Here is a 16128-nt window from a genome sequence, read left to right on the forward strand (position 1 = left end):
AAAACGAAAGAATGCCGATGAAATCATTTGATTTTGTCGGTTTTTTATATGGAATGAAACAAAACGAGACATGTGCCGTCTACTCCTTAGAAAGGAACGTCTTTTTCACGTATGATATAATGAGTGCGTTTAACTGTAGATCTATTTTAAAGGAGTCATCCATGAAAAATGCTGTGAATCAGCCGCACTGGCTTTTCCAGGGTGCGGTGATTTTGACCATCGCAGGCTTGTTATCAAAGGTACTAAGTGCCGTTTACCGTGTCCCGTTTCAAAACATCGTAGGGGACACAGGGTTTTATATTTATCAGCAGGTATATCCTTTCCTTGGCATTGCCATCATGCTTGGTACAACAGGTTTTCCTGTCATGGTGTCCAAGCTTTTGAGTGAGTATGGGGAAGAGAATCGACGGATCATTACAAGGGTATCCTTGGTCTATATCACTTTACTGAGCCTGGTCTTATTTCTTTGTCTTTACATAGGAGCAGGCACAATTGCGGGTCTTATGGCAGACAGTCAATTAATTCTGCTCATCCAGATGAGTGCTTTTGTGTTTCTATTTCTGCCGCTCACTGTGATGCTGAGGGGAGTTTTTCAGAGTGACGGTCTGATGCTTCCAACGGCTGTTTCTCAGTTGGTTGAGCAGCTCATCAGGGTAGGTGTCCTGCTTGTTTTATCCTTCTATTTCGTGAGGCACGGCTATTCGCTTTATGAAACAGGGGCGGGTGCAGTGTTCTCTTCTATCGCGGGAAGTGCGGCCTCGCTCATTTTGCTTCTTTTCCTTTGGCTGACCTATCGAAAGCAGGCTGCTGAAAGTATGTCAGGCAAACAGGCGACACTTCGAAAAAAAGATGTTATGAAGAATTTGGTGCTGTATACATTGACGATTTGTGTCAGCGGTTTGCTCATTTTATGGATGCAAATGATTGATGCTTTTCATCTGTATGCGCTGCTGCGCAGCGAGGGTCTCAGTGAAGCGGCGGCAAAGGCGGCGAAAGGTGTATATGACCGAGGCCAGCCTTTCTTACAGCTCGGAACGGTGTTTGCCATCAGCATCGGAACCTCACTTGTGCCATTTTTATCAGCAGCCATGAGGAATGGAGAGCATGAAACGATACGGCAAAAAGTTCGGTCATCGGTTAAGACCACGTCGGTATTAGGGATAGGGTCAGCGGTTGGACTGATTTGTATTTTAGAACCAGTCAATACAATGCTTTTTCGTAATGATTTAGGCACCGATGCCTTGCAAATATTCTGTATATCGATCGCCTTTACATCGATTGCCATTACGCAGACGGCTTTACTGCAAGGGCTCGGGCATACTGTGTACCCTGCTGTTGTGGTGGTCCTCAGCGTGCTGGTGAAATGGATTCTAACGATTGCGCTTGTACCGTTATTTGGCATCCAAGGTGCCGCATGGTCAACTGTATGTGGTTTTCTCACAGCAGCCGTGCTCAATGCCGTTTATTTGAAGCATAAAGGATGGATTTCGTTGAGAGAGCTGTTCCCGGTGAAAATTCTTTTATCAGCCGCCTTCATGGCTGTGGTCTTAATAGGATATCAGGCTCTGTTTTCATGGGTCATCCCCTTTGAAAAACGTCCGTTTTCCGTTTTAGAGAGCCTGACATCAGTTTTTATTGGTGGTTTCGCCTTTTTATATAGTATTCTTAAGCTAGAAGTATTTACGGACGATGAATGGAGACTCATTCCATTAGGAGAAAAGATTTTATATTTTAAACAGATGAGAGGGAATCAAAATGGCAGGTAAGATTACCGTCGTCGGTCTCGGGGCAGGCGACATGGATCAGCTGACGCTCGGTGTATATAGGCAGCTGAAGCAGGCGAAAGAAGTATTTATGAGAACGCAGGATCATCCGCTTACCGCAGAGTTGATGCAGGAGGTCCCAGCTCTCACCTTTTTTGATGAAATTTATGAAAAGCACGATCAGTTTGATCAGGTGTATCAGGAAATTACCGAAATATTATTTTCAGAGGCAGCGGAAAAAGACATTGTGTACGCAGTACCTGGTCATCCATTTGTGGCGGAAAAGACCGTACAGCTGCTCGTTTCCGGGCAGAAAGAGCGCGGGATTGAGGTGTCTGTCGCTGGTGGACAAAGCTTTCTAGATGCGACATTCAACTCCTTGCAGATTGATCCCATCGAGGGATTACAATTCGTTGATGCAGGGGATATGAGAGCGGATGATCTGAAATTAACCCAGCACGTCCTGATTTGTCAGGTATATGATCAGATGACAGCTTCGAATGTGAAACTCACACTGATGGAAAAGCTTCCCGACGATTATGAAGTTTATATTGTGACTGCAGCTGGAAGCAGTCAGGAACAGATTACTGCCGTTCCTTTATTTGAACTTGATCGAGATGTGTCGATAAATAACTTAACGAGTGTTTATGTTCCTCCAATTCAAGATGAACAGCTGCTTTATCAACAATTTGACACCTTCCGTGACGTTATACGTACATTAAGAGGTCCGGGCGGCTGTCCATGGGATCAAAAACAAACAAATGAATCACTCAAACCATATTTAATTGAAGAATGCTATGAACTGCTTGAAGCGATAGATGAAGATGACCCAGATCATATGGTGGAAGAGCTTGGCGATGTGCTGCTGCAGGTGCTGCTTCACGCTCAAATTGGCGAAGATGACGGTTATTTCTCAATCGATGACGTCATTCAGCATGTCACAGAAAAAATGATTCGGCGGCACCCCCATGTGTTTGGTGACACGAATGTTTCTGAGGCAGCAGATGTGGTTGCCAACTGGGAAAAAATCAAGCAGCAGGAGAAGCCAGAGCGGACCGGTTCTATTTTGCAATCGATTCCGGCGACACTTCCAGCACTAACAAAGGCATATAAGCTCCAAAAGAAAGCTGCCAAGGTAGGCTTTGATTGGACAGATGTTCAAGATATTTGGAACAAATACGAAGAAGAAAAGCAGGAATTTCTCGATGAAGTGGCAGAGAAGACGGACGATGGTGCAACGAAGCAGATGAAAGATGAATTTGGAGATCTTTTGTTTGTTCTCGTCAATATTGGCCGGTTCTATCACTTAGAGCCTGAAACGGCACTCGCTTCTGCCAACACAAAATTCATACGGCGCTTTCAGCATATCGAACAAAAAGCAAAGGAAATAGGCCGTTCATTAGATGACTTAACGCTAGAGGAAATGGACGATCTATGGAACGATGCAAAACGCATAGAAAGAGGTGAAGACACATGAGACTAGATAAATTTTTAAAAGTGTCCCGTTTAATTAAAAGAAGAACATTGGCAAAAGAAGTAGCTGATCAAGGCAGGATTTCTATTAACGGAACACAGGCGAAAGCAAGCTCTGACGTGAAAGAAGGAGATGAGCTGCAAATCCGCTTTGGTCAAAAACTAGTGACTGTTCAAGTCAACGAGTTAAAGGACACGACGAAAAAAGAAGAAGCGGCTGGCATGTATACTGTGCTAAAAGAAGAAAAAACAGCAGAATAGGGCTTGTTCTAAATGACCCTCTTATCACATACAATGCAGTAACATGCAAGTATGAGATATGGGGGATGTATAGATGAATCAATATTATAATCAACCTCAAGGCACGAAGCTGTCATCAGACGCGGAGCATAATGTCACAATGCGAAACAGAAAGCATTTAGATATTACTGGTGTCAAACAAGTGGAAAGTTTTGATAGTGAGGAATTTCTGCTGGAGACGCTCATGGGGATTCTCGCCATCCGCGGAGAAAATCTGCAAATGAAAAACCTAGACGTCGAAAAGGGCGTTGTGTCGATTAAAGGGCGTGTTTTTGATTTAATCTATGTGGATGAGCAGCACGGGGAGAAAGCTAAAGGATTTTTTAGCAAGCTGTTTAAATGACGCTGACAGTCCAGTTTTATACGATGCTTTCCATGGCGGCGATGGGCATCTGGCTGGGCGCATCGCTTGATACGTACAAGCTGTTTGTGAATCGGGAAAAAACAGCAAAATGGCTTTTGGTTATCCACGATCTCCTTTTTTGGATGGTACAGGGTCTCTTATTCTTTTACGTCCTGCTGCTGACAAATGAGGGAGAATTCAGGCTTTATATTTTTCTAGCCGTTGCTCTAGGTTTCTCGATGTATCAGGCATTGATGAAACATCTGTATCTTAAGATTCTCAAGTTTATCATGATGTGTGTATATCAGACCGTTCTCTTCCTGAAAAGGCTGGTCATGTCGATTGTCTTCCAGCCGATCCGCTGGATGATCACATTGGTCATAAGTGCTATACTGTTCTTGCTCCACTCGCTCTTACGTCTAGTTCGTTTTACGTTTCGGCTCGTGTGGAAGGTGCTGTCGATTGTTTGTTATCCGCTCATCTGGTTACTCAATGTGACCATTATTCATCGGATTCCCGAAAAATGGCGAACATCAATGAGATTGTTTTTCTCAAAAGGAGCAGGAATTTTACAAGGGGCCAAGAAATTATCTGGTACCATCAAAACGAAATGGAAACAATTCTGGACAAAGTGAGAGAGGAGGCCTTCAATCTTGAACAAGAGAAAAAGAAATATCGCACAAATTCAAAATGATTACCAAAAACAAATGGAACAGCAAGCGCAGCGCTTAAAACGCAAACGTCGCGGACTCCTTAGAAGGCTTACCGTGTTTGGTGTAATCGCGCTCATGTTTGCTGTCTTGGTGACAAGTGCCCTCTGGTCGCAATCGTCTTCACTAAAGGAAAAAGAAGAGAAGAAGGTTGCGCTCGAAAAAGAGTTGAAGCAATTACAAACAAAGCAGGAAGATATTTCTGATGAAATTAAGAAGCTGAAAAGCAAGGAATACGTACTCGAACTGGCACGACGGGACTATTATATGTCCAAAAAAGGCGAAAAAATCTTTGATGTGGGCAATAAGAGCGATTAGCCTTGTTGACACTTAAAATTCAGTTTATGTATAATTGAACAAATGAGATTTTTTTATAAGTCTAAGGAGGAGCACTTTTTTTATGTCGATTGAAGTTGGCAGCAAGTTACAAGGGAAAGTTACGGGCATTACAAATTTTGGAGCTTTTGTGGAGTTGCCAGGCGGTTCAACTGGTCTCGTTCATATCAGTGAGGTAGCCGATAACTATGTAAAAGATATTAATGAGCATTTAAAAGTCGGTGAACAAGTTGAAGTGAAAGTGATTAACGTTGAAAAAGACGGTAAAATCGGCTTGTCCATTAAAAAAGCAAAAGATCGTCCTCAACAACAATCAAGACCAAGCAGAAATGATTTCCGTCCGAAGGAATCGTTTGAACAAAAAATGAACAAATTCTTAAAAGATAGCGAAGATCGCTTAACATCTTTAAAACGTAACACGGAATCAAAACGTGGGGGGCGCGGAGCAAGAAGAGGTTAACTTGTTGCTGCTTTCTATATATTTTCACAACAAAGCATCTGCTGTGTTCAGCAGGTGCTTTTTTTCATGATCCATACGACATTTTTTGAGATTTCGTCATTTAATTTAAAACTTTCTATTGACGGACAAGCGAATCCTTTGTATTATAGTTCTTGTGCTTCTTAGCGCATTTTCATTATGGCGGTGTAGCTCAGCTGGCTAGAGCGTACGGTTCATACCCGTGAGGTCGGGGGTTCGATCCCCTCCGCCGCTATCCTTTTAACTAGAACATAAAGCAAGGCCCGTTGGTCAAGCGGTTAAGACACCGCCCTTTCACGGCGGTAACACGGGTTCGAATCCCGTACGGGTCATCTTCGAAACAGCTTTCTATAGGAAAGCTGTTTTTTTGTGCCTTCGTAAAATTCTGATGAAAGACATCGACTTTCATGAAAGTATGCCTCTTTGACGAATAAAGCGTCGAACGTTTTATGGAAACGACAACTTCTTTTGACAAAATTTCTTTTTCACCTTCGCTATAATGACAAGCAACGAATATCAGGTGGGGGATGAGAAGATGGAAAAACTAGAAAGAAGAACTGATTTAACAGGAGCGGGGTTTGAAAGAATCAGTGCGGGATTAAAAAAGATGAAAAACCTGTTTCTTCATCACACGCATTCTCTTTTTTTCTATAAAGGGTTTATTTATGTGGTTCTAGGCTTTTTATTAGGACGAGCCTTTATATTATCTGAAATTATGCCGTTTGCTCTGCCTTTCTTTGGCTCCATGCTGCTTATTAAAAGAGATAAGGCGATGCTTGCTTGTCTAGCTTTACTCGCAGGGGCGATGACGATATCACCTCAAAATGCATTGTTTGTGTTTGCGTCGCTGCTCATGTTTCTCCTTATGTCAAAGGTGGTTTCTTTCATCATCAAAGACCCAGTGAAAACATTACCGGTTGTCATTGTTCTCTCAATGCTGATCACCCGAGGAGCGTTTGTTTACTTAGAGCAAGGTGCTGTGCAAAGCTATGATTACGTCATGGCGGGTGTCGAAGCAGGACTTGCCTTCATTTTGACTCTGATTTTTCTTCAAAGCCTGCCGATTTTTACAGTCAGGAAAATTAAACACTCATTAAAGGTCGAAGAAATTATTTGTTTTATGATTTTAATTGCCTCAGTTTTAACTGGTCTTGCTGGGATCACATTTCAAGGAATGCAGGCAGAGCATATTTTGTCACGTTATGTAGTGCTGACATTTGCCTTTATTGGCGGAGCCAGTATTGGGTGTACGGTCGGTGTTGTGACAGGATTAATTCTCGGTCTCGCTAACATCGGAAACCTTTATCAGATGAGTCTTCTTGCCTTTTCAGGATTATTAGGCGGATTGCTGAAAGAAGGGAAGAAAGCAGGGGCAGCCATCGGCTTAATTGTGGGTTCCTTACTCATTTCACTGTACGGGGAAGGATCAGCAGGTCTCCTGACCACACTGTATGAATCACTTATAGCGGTTGCACTCTTTTTGCTCACGCCGCAATCAGTTACTTCCAAGGTAGCGAAATACATTCCTGGTACGGTAGAGCATGTACAAGAGCAGCAGCAATATGCTCGGAAGGTACGAGACGTGACAGCAAAAAAGGTAGATCAGTTCTCTCATGTATTTCATGCGCTGTCTGAGAGTTTTGCGACATTTTACGAATCCATTCCTGAAGAGAAGAAGCAGGAAGAGGATGTAGATCTTTTTTTAAGTACGATCACAGAACGATCCTGTCAAACGTGCTATAAGAAAAATAAATGCTGGGTGCAGAACTTTGATACAACCTATGAACTAATGAAACAAGTTATGCATGAATCTGATGAAAAAACGTATGAGCATAACCGAAAATTGAAAAAGAAATTTAGTCAGCACTGCTCAAAATCAAAACATGTCGAGGAATTGATCGAAGAGGAGATCGCTTACTATAAAGCCAATCAGACATTGAAGAAAAAAGTCCAAGACAGCAGACGTCTTGTGGCTGAACAGCTGATGGGGGTCTCGCAAGTAATGGAGGATTTTTCCCGGGAAATAAAACGAGAAAGAGAACAGCACTTTATTCAGGAAGAGCAGATGATAGAAGCGCTTCAGCACTTTGGCATTGAAATCCAGCAAGTAGAAATCTATAGCTTGGAGCAGGGAAATGTGGATATTGAAATGAGAATCCCATATTGCCAAGGGCATGGGGAATGTGAAAAAATCATTGCTCCAATGCTTTCAGATATTTTAGAAGAACAGATTTTAGTCAAAGCAGAGCAGTGTGCAGAGCATCCAACAGGCTATTGCCACGTTGTATTTGGCTCTGCTAAATCATACCGAGTGGCTACAGGCGTGGCACATGCAGCAAAAGGCGGAGGACTGGTATCTGGAGACAGCTACAGCATGATGGAGCTTGGTGCGGGCAAGTATGCTGCAGCTATTAGTGATGGAATGGGCAACGGAGCACGGGCTCATTTTGAAAGCAATGAAACGATTAAGCTGTTAGAAAAAATATTGGCGTCAGGTATCAATGAAAAAGTGGCGATTAAAACCATTAATAGTATTTTATCTTTAAGAACGACGGACGAGATCTACTCAACATTGGATTTATCGATCATTGATTTACAGGATGCGAGCTGTAAGTTCCTCAAAATTGGTTCAACACCCAGCTTTATTAAACGGGGTGATCAGGTGATGAAGGTACAAGCAAGCAACTTGCCAATCGGTATTATTGATGAATTCGAAGTCGAGGTTGTGAGTGAACAGATGAAGGCAGGAGATCTATTGATTATGATGAGTGACGGCATTTTTGAAGGGCCAAAGCATATTGAAAATCATGATCTGTGGGTGAAACGGAAAATGAAAAGCTTTAAAACAGAAGATCCCCAAGAAATTGCTGATTTATTAATGGAAGAGGTCATTCGAACAAGAGCAGGCCAAATTGATGACGATATGACAGTTGTTGTCATCAGGCTCGACCACAACACACCAAAATGGGCTTCCATTCCGACCGGTACATTCTATCTTGAGAAACAAGAGATTTCTTAAAATATCGTATAATATGAATTTCTTCTGGCGATGATGGGGATATAAGCATTCAGTTACAATCCCAGGAGGAATGAAGATGCGAAAAGGTCACGTCAACCAAATCTTATTGATTACAGATGGCTGCTCAAATCACGGGGAAGATCCGCTTGCGATTGCCTCATTGGCAAAGGAACAAGGGATTACAGTCAATGTCATTGGCATTATGGAAGAAAACAGACACGATCATGAAGCGATGAAGGAAGTAGAGGGGATTGCTCTCGCAGGCGGAGGCATCCATCAAGTTGTCTACGTCCAGCAGTTATCTCAAACAGTACAAATGGTCACAAAAAAAGCGATGACACAAACCCTGCAAGGTGTTGTGAATAAAGAATTGCAGCAAATTCTCGGCAAAGATGCTGAAATTGAAGAACTTCCACCTGATAAGCGCGGGGAAGTAATGGAGGTTGTAGATGAGTTAGGAGAGACGGTTCACCTTCAAGTACTCGTGCTTGTTGATACAAGTGCAAGTATGAAACCGAAGCTGCCGACCGTAAAAGAAGCACTCATCGACCTTTCCATCAGTTTAAATTCAAGAATTGGAGAAAATCAGTTTGGGATGTGTGTATTTCCCGGGAAAAACTCAGATGCTGAAATTGTGTTGAATTGGACGCCTCGATTCGATTCATTATCATCTATTTTCCCAAAACTGACCACTGGAGGAATCACCCCAACGGGACCAGCGCTTCGGGAAGCACTTCAGCATTTCAAATCAGTTCGTTCACGCAAAGGGCTGCTTGAAGCAAAGGAAGAGCATGATGATGAATTCGGCTTCTAACATACCGTTAGGCACGGTGATTCAAGGGAAATGGCACCACCATCATTACCGTATTGTAAAAGAGCTTGGAAAAGGGGCGAACGGTGTTGTCTATCTGGCCGAATCGCCACATGGGCAAGCGGCCCTTAAAGTGAGTGATGACAGTATGCTCATTGCATCTGAAGTCAATGTTTTAAAATCCTTTTCAAAGGCTCCTGTGAAAACCATGGGGCCTTTTTTTTATGATATGGATGATGCGATTTATCCTGGTATGCCTCAAAAACGCTCTTTTTATGTGATGGAATATGTCAGAGGCCCATTACTGCTTGAATTTGTGAAACAAAAGGGTGATGAGTGGATTGTGGTTTTAATGATTCAGCTTTTATCTAGCTTGGCTCATTTACATCAGGAAGGCTGGATTTTTGGTGATTTAAAGCCGGATAATCTCATTGTTTCTGGGCCCCCGGCCACGATCCGGTGCATTGATGTGGGAGGAACGACGAAAGCGGGCAGGGCAATTAAGGAGTATACCGAGTTTTTTGATCGAGGCTATTGGGGATTCGGTACACGAAAAGCTGAACCAACTTATGATTTATTTGCTCTGACGATGGTGATGGTGAACTGTGCGTATAAGAAAGAATTCAAAAAAGGAGCAGAACCAGAAAAGCAGCTTTATCGAGCTATTGAAGGACATCCTTTATTAAAGCGATATGAAAGGGTGTTAAAGGCTGCTCTACAAGGTAAATATCAATCAGCAGCAGACATGAAAAGTGCGATGCTGAAAGAAGGACAGCTGATTGCATCAAGGAAATCGCGCCAGAAGAAGCAGCAGCAAAAAAACGCGCCAAAACCTGCTGTTAATCAAAATCAACAAGTGACCTCACGATCGCGGGCTGCAGCAGCAAAAAGAACGTCAGTGCGTAAAAAATCAGGCGGACTTTTTGAAACCATTCTTATCGTGTGCAGTGTACTCGCTCTTTACTGTGCATATGTGGTTTTGTTCCTGTTGTAGAGCCGGAAAAAAGCAGGCTTCTTCTTTGCTTGGAGCTACTGAAAGTGATAGGATATGTATATCTTTAAATTACCTGCTCTTTTGTGAGGAGGAAGTTGTGAGTAGAATTGAATCTTTTTTGAAAAAACATGATGTTTACCTTGAAAATACGACAGTCATTGTCGGGGTTTCCGGCGGACCGGATTCCATGCTCTTACTGCATGAACTTAACAAGCGCCGCAAAGGTTCCTATCAGCTGATTGCAGCCCATGTAGATCACATGTTCAGAGGAGAAGAGTCCTTCGCTGATTTGGCATTTGTTGAGGCTTACTGTAAGGAGCACGAGATCCCTTTTGAATCGTCCCGCATACAGGTCACCCAATATGCAAAAGAAAACCGCTTAAACAAACAGGCAGCTGCAAGGGAGTGCAGATATGCTTTCTTTCGTCAATTGATGGAGCAATACAACGCTCAATTTATAGCGCTTGCACATCATGGAGACGACCAAGTAGAAACAATGATGATGAGACTTGTGAGAGGGACTGTTGGTATTGGACTCGCGGGTATCCAAGCAAAACGTCCTTTTCAAGGCGGATGGCTGATTCGTCCGCTCATTGGATACTCTAAAGACGACGTGCTAAAAGCTTGTGAAAAAGAACATGTCCCCTATGTCATTGATCAAAGCAATCATACGGATGACTACTTGAGAAACCGGGTAAGAAGACATATTCTTCCCGTGTTAAAAGAAGAGGCACCTCATGTACATGAAAGCTTTCAGTTTGTAAGTGACATGCTGACTGAGGATGAGCAATACTTGCAGGCTTTAACAAAGGAACAAATGAACCAAGTGATAACTAGTCAATCGCCTAAGCAAATTGAGATCAAAACGAAGCCTTTGCTTGACCTGCCTTTGCCTTTACAAAGAAGAGGCATTCAACTAATATTAAACTATCTTTATGAAAACACTCAATCAGCGTTTTCAAACCAGCATATTCTAGGGACTTTAGACTGGTTATCTCATACAGATCAACCGTCTGGATCATTAGATTTGCCAAAAGGTTTACAAGCTGTCAAGTCTTATGATCACTGTATGTTTACCTTTGAACGATCGCATGTATTAGACCAGTCTTATGCTCTTCACTTAAAGGTTGAGCTCGGAGAAGAGCTTTTTCTCCCAAATGGACAGTCTATCGCCGTATCAAATCATGTTCCGAAGGATGCACGGAACGGAAACCATTTTTTCTTGTTTCAAAAAGATCATGTTCGTCTCCCTTTGATCATTCGCTCACGAAAAAATGGTGATCGAATCAAACTTAAAGGGATGAATGGGTCAAAAAAGGTGAAGGATATATTTATTGATAAAAAAGTGCCTCTTGCAGAAAGAGACAGCTGGCCGATCGTCACTGACTCGGATCATCAAATCATCTGGATCCCAGGTCTGAAAAAATCCGTTTTTGAAGAAATTGATATGACAAACAGCGATCTCATTGTATTACAATATAGACAGCACGAAAATTTGTAGGGGGCAAGCAAAAGCATGAAACAAGATATTGAAAAGATTTTGATCTCAGAAGAAGAGATCCAGCAAAAAGTGAAGGAACTGGGTGCAACATTAACCAGCGATTATGATGGTAAATTTCCCCTGGCTATTGGTGTTTTGAAAGGGGCTCTTCCATTCATGGCAGACCTGATCAAACACATTGATACATATTTAGAACTTGATTTTATGGATGTATCTAGCTACGGAAAGTCTACCGTATCTTCTGGAGAAGTAAAGATCATTAAGGATCTAGATACTTCTGTTGAAGGAAGAGATATTTTGATTATGGAAGATATCATCGACAGTGGGTTAACTTTGAGCTATCTGGTAGAGCTTTTCCGATACCGTAAAGCAAATTCCATTAAAATTGTGACATTGCTTGATAAACCAAGCGGCCGCAAAGCAGACATCAAAGCAGATTATGTTGGATTTGAAGTGCCAGATGCATTTGTTGTCGGCTATGGATTGGATTTCGCTGAACGTTACCGAAACCTCCCGTATATTGGAGTGTTAAAACCATCTGTTTACGAAGGCTGATCAGCATACGTATACATGAGGTTATTGGTTGTGTTGGAATGATTTTCTATGATACTATTGAACATAGTTGTGCTTACTGTGGGAGGAGGTAAGGAATGAATCGGGTTTTTCGTAATACGATTTTTTATATACTTATTTTATTACTTGTGATAGGGGTCGTCAGTTGGTTAGGATCCCCAAATCAAAAGCCTGAGAACATGTCTTACAGCAAATTTTCGCAAAATCTAAGTGCGGGAAAAGTGGAGAGTATCTCCATTCAGCCTGTAAGAGGGGTTTATGAAATTCGTGGTCAATTAGATGGCGCGAAGAAAGATCAATACTTCATTACCCATGTTCCAGATGGTCAAGGTGTTGACCAAATATACAGTGCACTGAAGAATACAGATGTAAAAGTAGAACCAGCACCTGAAACAAATGGATGGCTGCAAGTTCTGACAACCATCATTCCGTTTATCATCATCTTTATCCTGTTCTTCTTCTTATTGAACCAAGCTCAGGGCGGCGGAAGCCGAGTCATGAACTTTGGTAAGAGTAAGGCGAAGCTTTACACAGAAGAGAAGAAACGTGTGAAATTTAAAGATGTTGCCGGTGCAGATGAAGAGAAGCAAGAGCTTGTAGAAGTGGTTGAATTCCTGAAGGATCCACGTAAATTTGCGGAGCTTGGCGCAAGAATCCCTAAAGGGGTTTTACTAGTAGGACCTCCAGGTACAGGTAAAACATTGCTTGCGAGAGCATCTGCAGGAGAAGCAGGCGTTCCTTTCTTCAGCATCAGTGGTTCTGACTTCGTCGAGATGTTCGTCGGTGTCGGTGCATCACGTGTACGTGATTTATTCGAAAATGCGAAAAAGAATGCACCTTGCTTAATCTTTATTGATGAGATTGATGCAGTTGGTCGTCAGCGTGGAGCCGGTCTTGGCGGTGGTCATGATGAGCGTGAACAAACGCTTAACCAGCTTCTTGTTGAAATGGATGGTTTTAGTGCCAACGAAGGTATTATTATCATTGCTGCGACGAACCGTGCAGATATTCTAGACCCTGCATTGCTGCGTCCGGGACGTTTTGACCGTCAAATTACGGTTGACCGCCCAGATGTTATTGGCCGTGAAGAAGTACTGAAAGTTCATGCGAAAAACAAACCGCTTGACGAGTCAGTCAACTTAAAAGCCATTGCAAGCAGAACACCAGGGTTCTCTGGAGCAGATCTTGAGAACTTACTAAACGAAGCAGCACTTGTTGCTGCCCGTCAAAACAAAAAGAAAATCGATATGCGTGATATCGATGAAGCGACTGACCGTGTCATCGCTGGGCCGGCGAAGAAAAGCCGCGTCATTTCGAAGAAAGAACGTAATATCGTGGCTTACCATGAAGCAGGTCATACCGTCATTGGTCTTATCCTAGACGAAGCGGACATGGTGCATAAAGTAACGATCGTTCCTCGTGGTCAGGCAGGCGGATATGCGGTCATGCTTCCAAGAGAAGACCGTTATTTCCAAACGAAGCCAGAGCTTCTTGATAAAATTGTCGGCTTGCTCGGCGGTCGTGTTGCAGAGGAAATTACGTTTGGCGAAGTAAGTACAGGCGCTCACAACGACTTCCAGCGTGCAACAGGCATTGCAAGAAGAATGGTTACAGAGTTCGGTATGTCTGATAAACTTGGTCCGCTTCAATTCGGTCAATCACAAGGAGGTCAAGTATTCCTTGGCCGTGATTTCAACAATGAGCCGAATTACAGTGAAGCGATCGCTTACGAAATTGACCAAGAAGTTCAGCGTTTCATTAAGGAGAGCTACGAACGTGCGAAGCAAATTCTCACTGAGAATAAAGATAAGCTAGAAATCATCGCACAGGCCCTTCTAGAAGTTGAAACATTAGATGCTGAGCAAATTAAATCTCTTTACGAAACTGGAAAGCTTCCAGAGCGTGTATACGCAGATGACGAAGAGAAAAACGATGATGTGAAAGTAAACATCAAGAAAAAAGAAGATGAGGAGATCTAATCTCCTTCTGTGAAAGCTGCCGGGATCACCGGCAGCTTTTTTTATTTCGATTCATGAATGGATCGGTTTCGAATTGTTTACAAATGGAACTCAATTCGTGTATGGTATGATAGAAAGTCGAAAAATGCTCTTTTTGAGAAACTATTCAAAGTGGTGATGAAGTTGTTACTCGTGATAGATGTAGGAAACACAAATACCGTTTTAGGTGTTTATCATAATGGCGATCTAAACTACCATTGGCGAATTGAAACAAGCCGTCATAAAACAGAAGATGAATTTGGTATGTCCATCAGGGCTTTATTCGATTATGTGGGGCTGATGTTTGACCAAATAGAAGGGATTATCATCTCGTCTGTTGTCCCGCCTATGATGTTCGCACTTGAAAGAATGTGCGAAAAGTATTTTCACATAACACCCCAAATTGTAGGGCCTGGAATGAAGACTGGTTTAAACATTATGTGTGACAATCCAAAGGAAGTCGGGGCAGATCGAATTGTCAATGCAGTAGCAGCCATTCACCTATATGGGGCGCCTCTTATTGTGGTAGACTTTGGAACAGCAACAACCTACTGTTATATCAATGAACAAAAACAATACATGGGTGGAGCGATTGCACCGGGTATTACCATTTCAACTGAGGCTTTATATACAAGAGCGGCGAAGCTGCCGAGAATTGAAATTGTCCGTCCAGATCACATTGTTGGAAAAAACACCATCAGTGCGATGCAATCCGGCATCCTTTATGGATATGTTGGCCAAGTCGAGGGAATAGTGAAACGGATGAAGCAGCAAGCCAAACAAACACCGAAAGTCATTGCAACAGGCGGTTTGTCTACATTGATTGGAAATGAATCAGACTGTATTGATATTGTCGATCCGTTCCTCACATTAAAAGGACTGCAGCTCATTTATGAACGTAATCGTGTCGGTGTATTATAGGAGGTTTAAATCAAATGGATTACTTAGTTAAAGCGTTAGCATATGACGGAAAAGTCCGCGCATATGCTGCAAACACAACAGATACAATCAACGAAGCACAAAGAAGACATCATACGTGGCCGACTGCATCAGCAGCCATCGGCAGAACGATGACAGCAACAGTCATGATGGGTGCTATGCTGAAAGGTGAGAATAAGCTAACTGTCAAAATAGAAGGCGGTGGACCAATCGGCGCCATTATTGCTGATGGAAATGCAAAAGGCCAGGTACGAGGATATGTCTCAAACCCACAAGTTCACTTTGACTTAAATGAACATGGCAAGCTGGATGTGAGACGTGCAGTCGGAACATCTGGAACGTTAAGTGTTGTCAAAGATATCGGGCTGAAGGACCACTTTACAGGACAAACGGAAATCGTCTCAGGTGAAATTGGAGATGACTTCACTTATTATCTTGTTTCTTCTGAGCAAGTGCCTTCCTCTGTAGGCGTAGGTGTCCTTGTCAATCCAGATAATTCGATACTCGCAGCAGGCGGTTTCATCATTCAATTGCTGCCTGGTACAGAAGATGCTGTCATTGAAAGACTAGAAAAGCGCCTGTCAACCATTGAACCAATCTCTAAACTCATTGAAAAAGGGATGACACCAGAACAAATATTAGAAGAAGTACTCGGTGAAAAGCCTCAAATTTTAGAAACTGTACCCGTCGAATTTTCTTGTAACTGCTCAAAAGAACGGTTTGCAAATGGCATTATCAGCCTAGGAAAAGCCGAAATTGATGATATGATTGAACAAGACGGACAAGCAGAAGCTCAATGCCATTTTTGTAACGAAACGTATGTATTTACAAAAGAAGAGCTGGAAGAGCTACGTGAAGAATTAACCCGCTAAGCTCTAAGCAGCGGGTTTT

Annotated in this window: 15 protein-coding genes and 2 tRNA genes; all 17 read left to right on the forward strand. The window is 42.6% G+C overall.

All coding sequences use genetic code 11. The features are described from left to right. The first annotated feature begins 161 nt into the window (after window positions 1–161). The 17 genes from NSQ25_RS00355 (at window position 162) to hslO (ending at window position 16109) form a co-directional block, all read left to right on the forward strand. On the forward strand, window positions 162–1766 hold the full coding sequence (locus NSQ25_RS00355) for a polysaccharide biosynthesis protein (protein ID WP_326136787.1): 1605 nt from the start codon (window positions 162–164) through the stop codon (window positions 1764–1766). After that, the gene (gene mazG / locus NSQ25_RS00360; RefSeq protein ID WP_326136786.1) at window positions 1756–3240 is read left to right on the forward strand and encodes a nucleoside triphosphate pyrophosphohydrolase; all 1485 of its coding nucleotides are present in this window, start codon (window positions 1756–1758) and stop codon (window positions 3238–3240) included. The genes NSQ25_RS00355 and mazG overlap by 11 nt, the downstream gene beginning before the upstream one ends. Then, window positions 3237–3497 (forward strand): RNA-binding S4 domain-containing protein, encoded by a 261-nt coding sequence (locus tag NSQ25_RS00365; RefSeq protein WP_008341839.1) that lies wholly within the window; start codon window positions 3237–3239, stop codon window positions 3495–3497. Before mazG ends, NSQ25_RS00365 begins: the two co-directional genes overlap by 4 nt. A 73-nt stretch (window positions 3498–3570) precedes the next feature. Next, window positions 3571–3879, forward strand: coding sequence for a sporulation protein YabP (yabP, locus tag NSQ25_RS00370; RefSeq protein ID WP_326136784.1), 309 nt, complete (start codon window positions 3571–3573; stop codon window positions 3877–3879). Continuing rightward, complete coding sequence (gene yabQ / locus NSQ25_RS00375) at window positions 3876–4514, forward strand: spore cortex biosynthesis protein YabQ (RefSeq protein ID WP_041115217.1); 639 nt, start codon at window positions 3876–3878, stop codon at window positions 4512–4514. Before yabP ends, yabQ begins: the two co-directional genes overlap by 4 nt. An 18-nt stretch (window positions 4515–4532) precedes the next feature. Next, window positions 4533–4907, forward strand: a complete 375-nt coding sequence (locus NSQ25_RS00380) for a septum formation initiator family protein (RefSeq protein WP_070326886.1) — start codon at window positions 4533–4535, stop codon at window positions 4905–4907. Between the two features lie 82 nt (window positions 4908–4989). After that, window positions 4990–5385 (forward strand): S1 domain-containing RNA-binding protein, encoded by a 396-nt coding sequence (locus tag NSQ25_RS00385; RefSeq protein WP_008357409.1) that lies wholly within the window; start codon window positions 4990–4992, stop codon window positions 5383–5385. 179 nt (window positions 5386–5564) lie between these two features. Continuing rightward, window positions 5565–5638: transfer RNA gene (locus NSQ25_RS00390), tRNA-Met, on the forward strand. Window positions 5639–5663: 25 nt separating this feature from the next. Continuing rightward, a tRNA-Glu gene (locus NSQ25_RS00395) sits at window positions 5664–5735 on the forward strand. 203 nt (window positions 5736–5938) lie between these two features. Beyond that, window positions 5939–8422 carry a stage II sporulation protein E gene (gene spoIIE, locus NSQ25_RS00400; protein ID WP_041115224.1) on the forward strand — a complete coding sequence of 828 codons (2484 nt, stop codon included), beginning with the start codon at window positions 5939–5941 and terminating at the stop codon, window positions 8420–8422. 76 nt (window positions 8423–8498) lie between these two features. Beyond that, window positions 8499–9236 carry a VWA domain-containing protein gene (locus NSQ25_RS00405; protein ID WP_034284249.1) on the forward strand — a complete coding sequence of 246 codons (738 nt, stop codon included), beginning with the start codon at window positions 8499–8501 and terminating at the stop codon, window positions 9234–9236. Then, complete coding sequence (locus NSQ25_RS00410; protein ID WP_326136782.1) at window positions 9220–10227, forward strand: protein kinase family protein; 1008 nt, start codon at window positions 9220–9222, stop codon at window positions 10225–10227. Before NSQ25_RS00405 ends, NSQ25_RS00410 begins: the two co-directional genes overlap by 17 nt. Before the next feature lie 97 nt (window positions 10228–10324). Then, the gene (gene tilS / locus NSQ25_RS00415; RefSeq protein ID WP_326136780.1) at window positions 10325–11728 is read left to right on the forward strand and encodes a tRNA lysidine(34) synthetase TilS; all 1404 of its coding nucleotides are present in this window, start codon (window positions 10325–10327) and stop codon (window positions 11726–11728) included. 15 nt (window positions 11729–11743) lie between these two features. Then, complete coding sequence (gene hpt / locus NSQ25_RS00420; protein WP_008357399.1) at window positions 11744–12283, forward strand: hypoxanthine phosphoribosyltransferase; 540 nt, start codon at window positions 11744–11746, stop codon at window positions 12281–12283. A 95-nt stretch (window positions 12284–12378) separates the two neighbouring features. Then, window positions 12379–14280, forward strand: a complete 1902-nt coding sequence (ftsH, locus tag NSQ25_RS00425; protein WP_034284252.1) for an ATP-dependent zinc metalloprotease FtsH — start codon at window positions 12379–12381, stop codon at window positions 14278–14280. 162 nt (window positions 14281–14442) lie between these two features. Further along, window positions 14443–15219, forward strand: coding sequence for a type III pantothenate kinase (locus NSQ25_RS00430; protein ID WP_024427185.1), 777 nt, complete (start codon window positions 14443–14445; stop codon window positions 15217–15219). A 14-nt stretch (window positions 15220–15233) separates the two neighbouring features. Further along, window positions 15234–16109, forward strand: coding sequence for an Hsp33 family molecular chaperone HslO (gene hslO, locus NSQ25_RS00435; protein WP_041105733.1), 876 nt, complete (start codon window positions 15234–15236; stop codon window positions 16107–16109). Window positions 16110–16128 lie beyond the last annotated feature (19 nt).

The organism is Bacillus sp. FSL R5-0512, assembly GCF_038593295.1.
GTDB lineage: Bacteria > Bacillota > Bacilli > Bacillales > Bacillaceae > Bacillus > Bacillus safensis.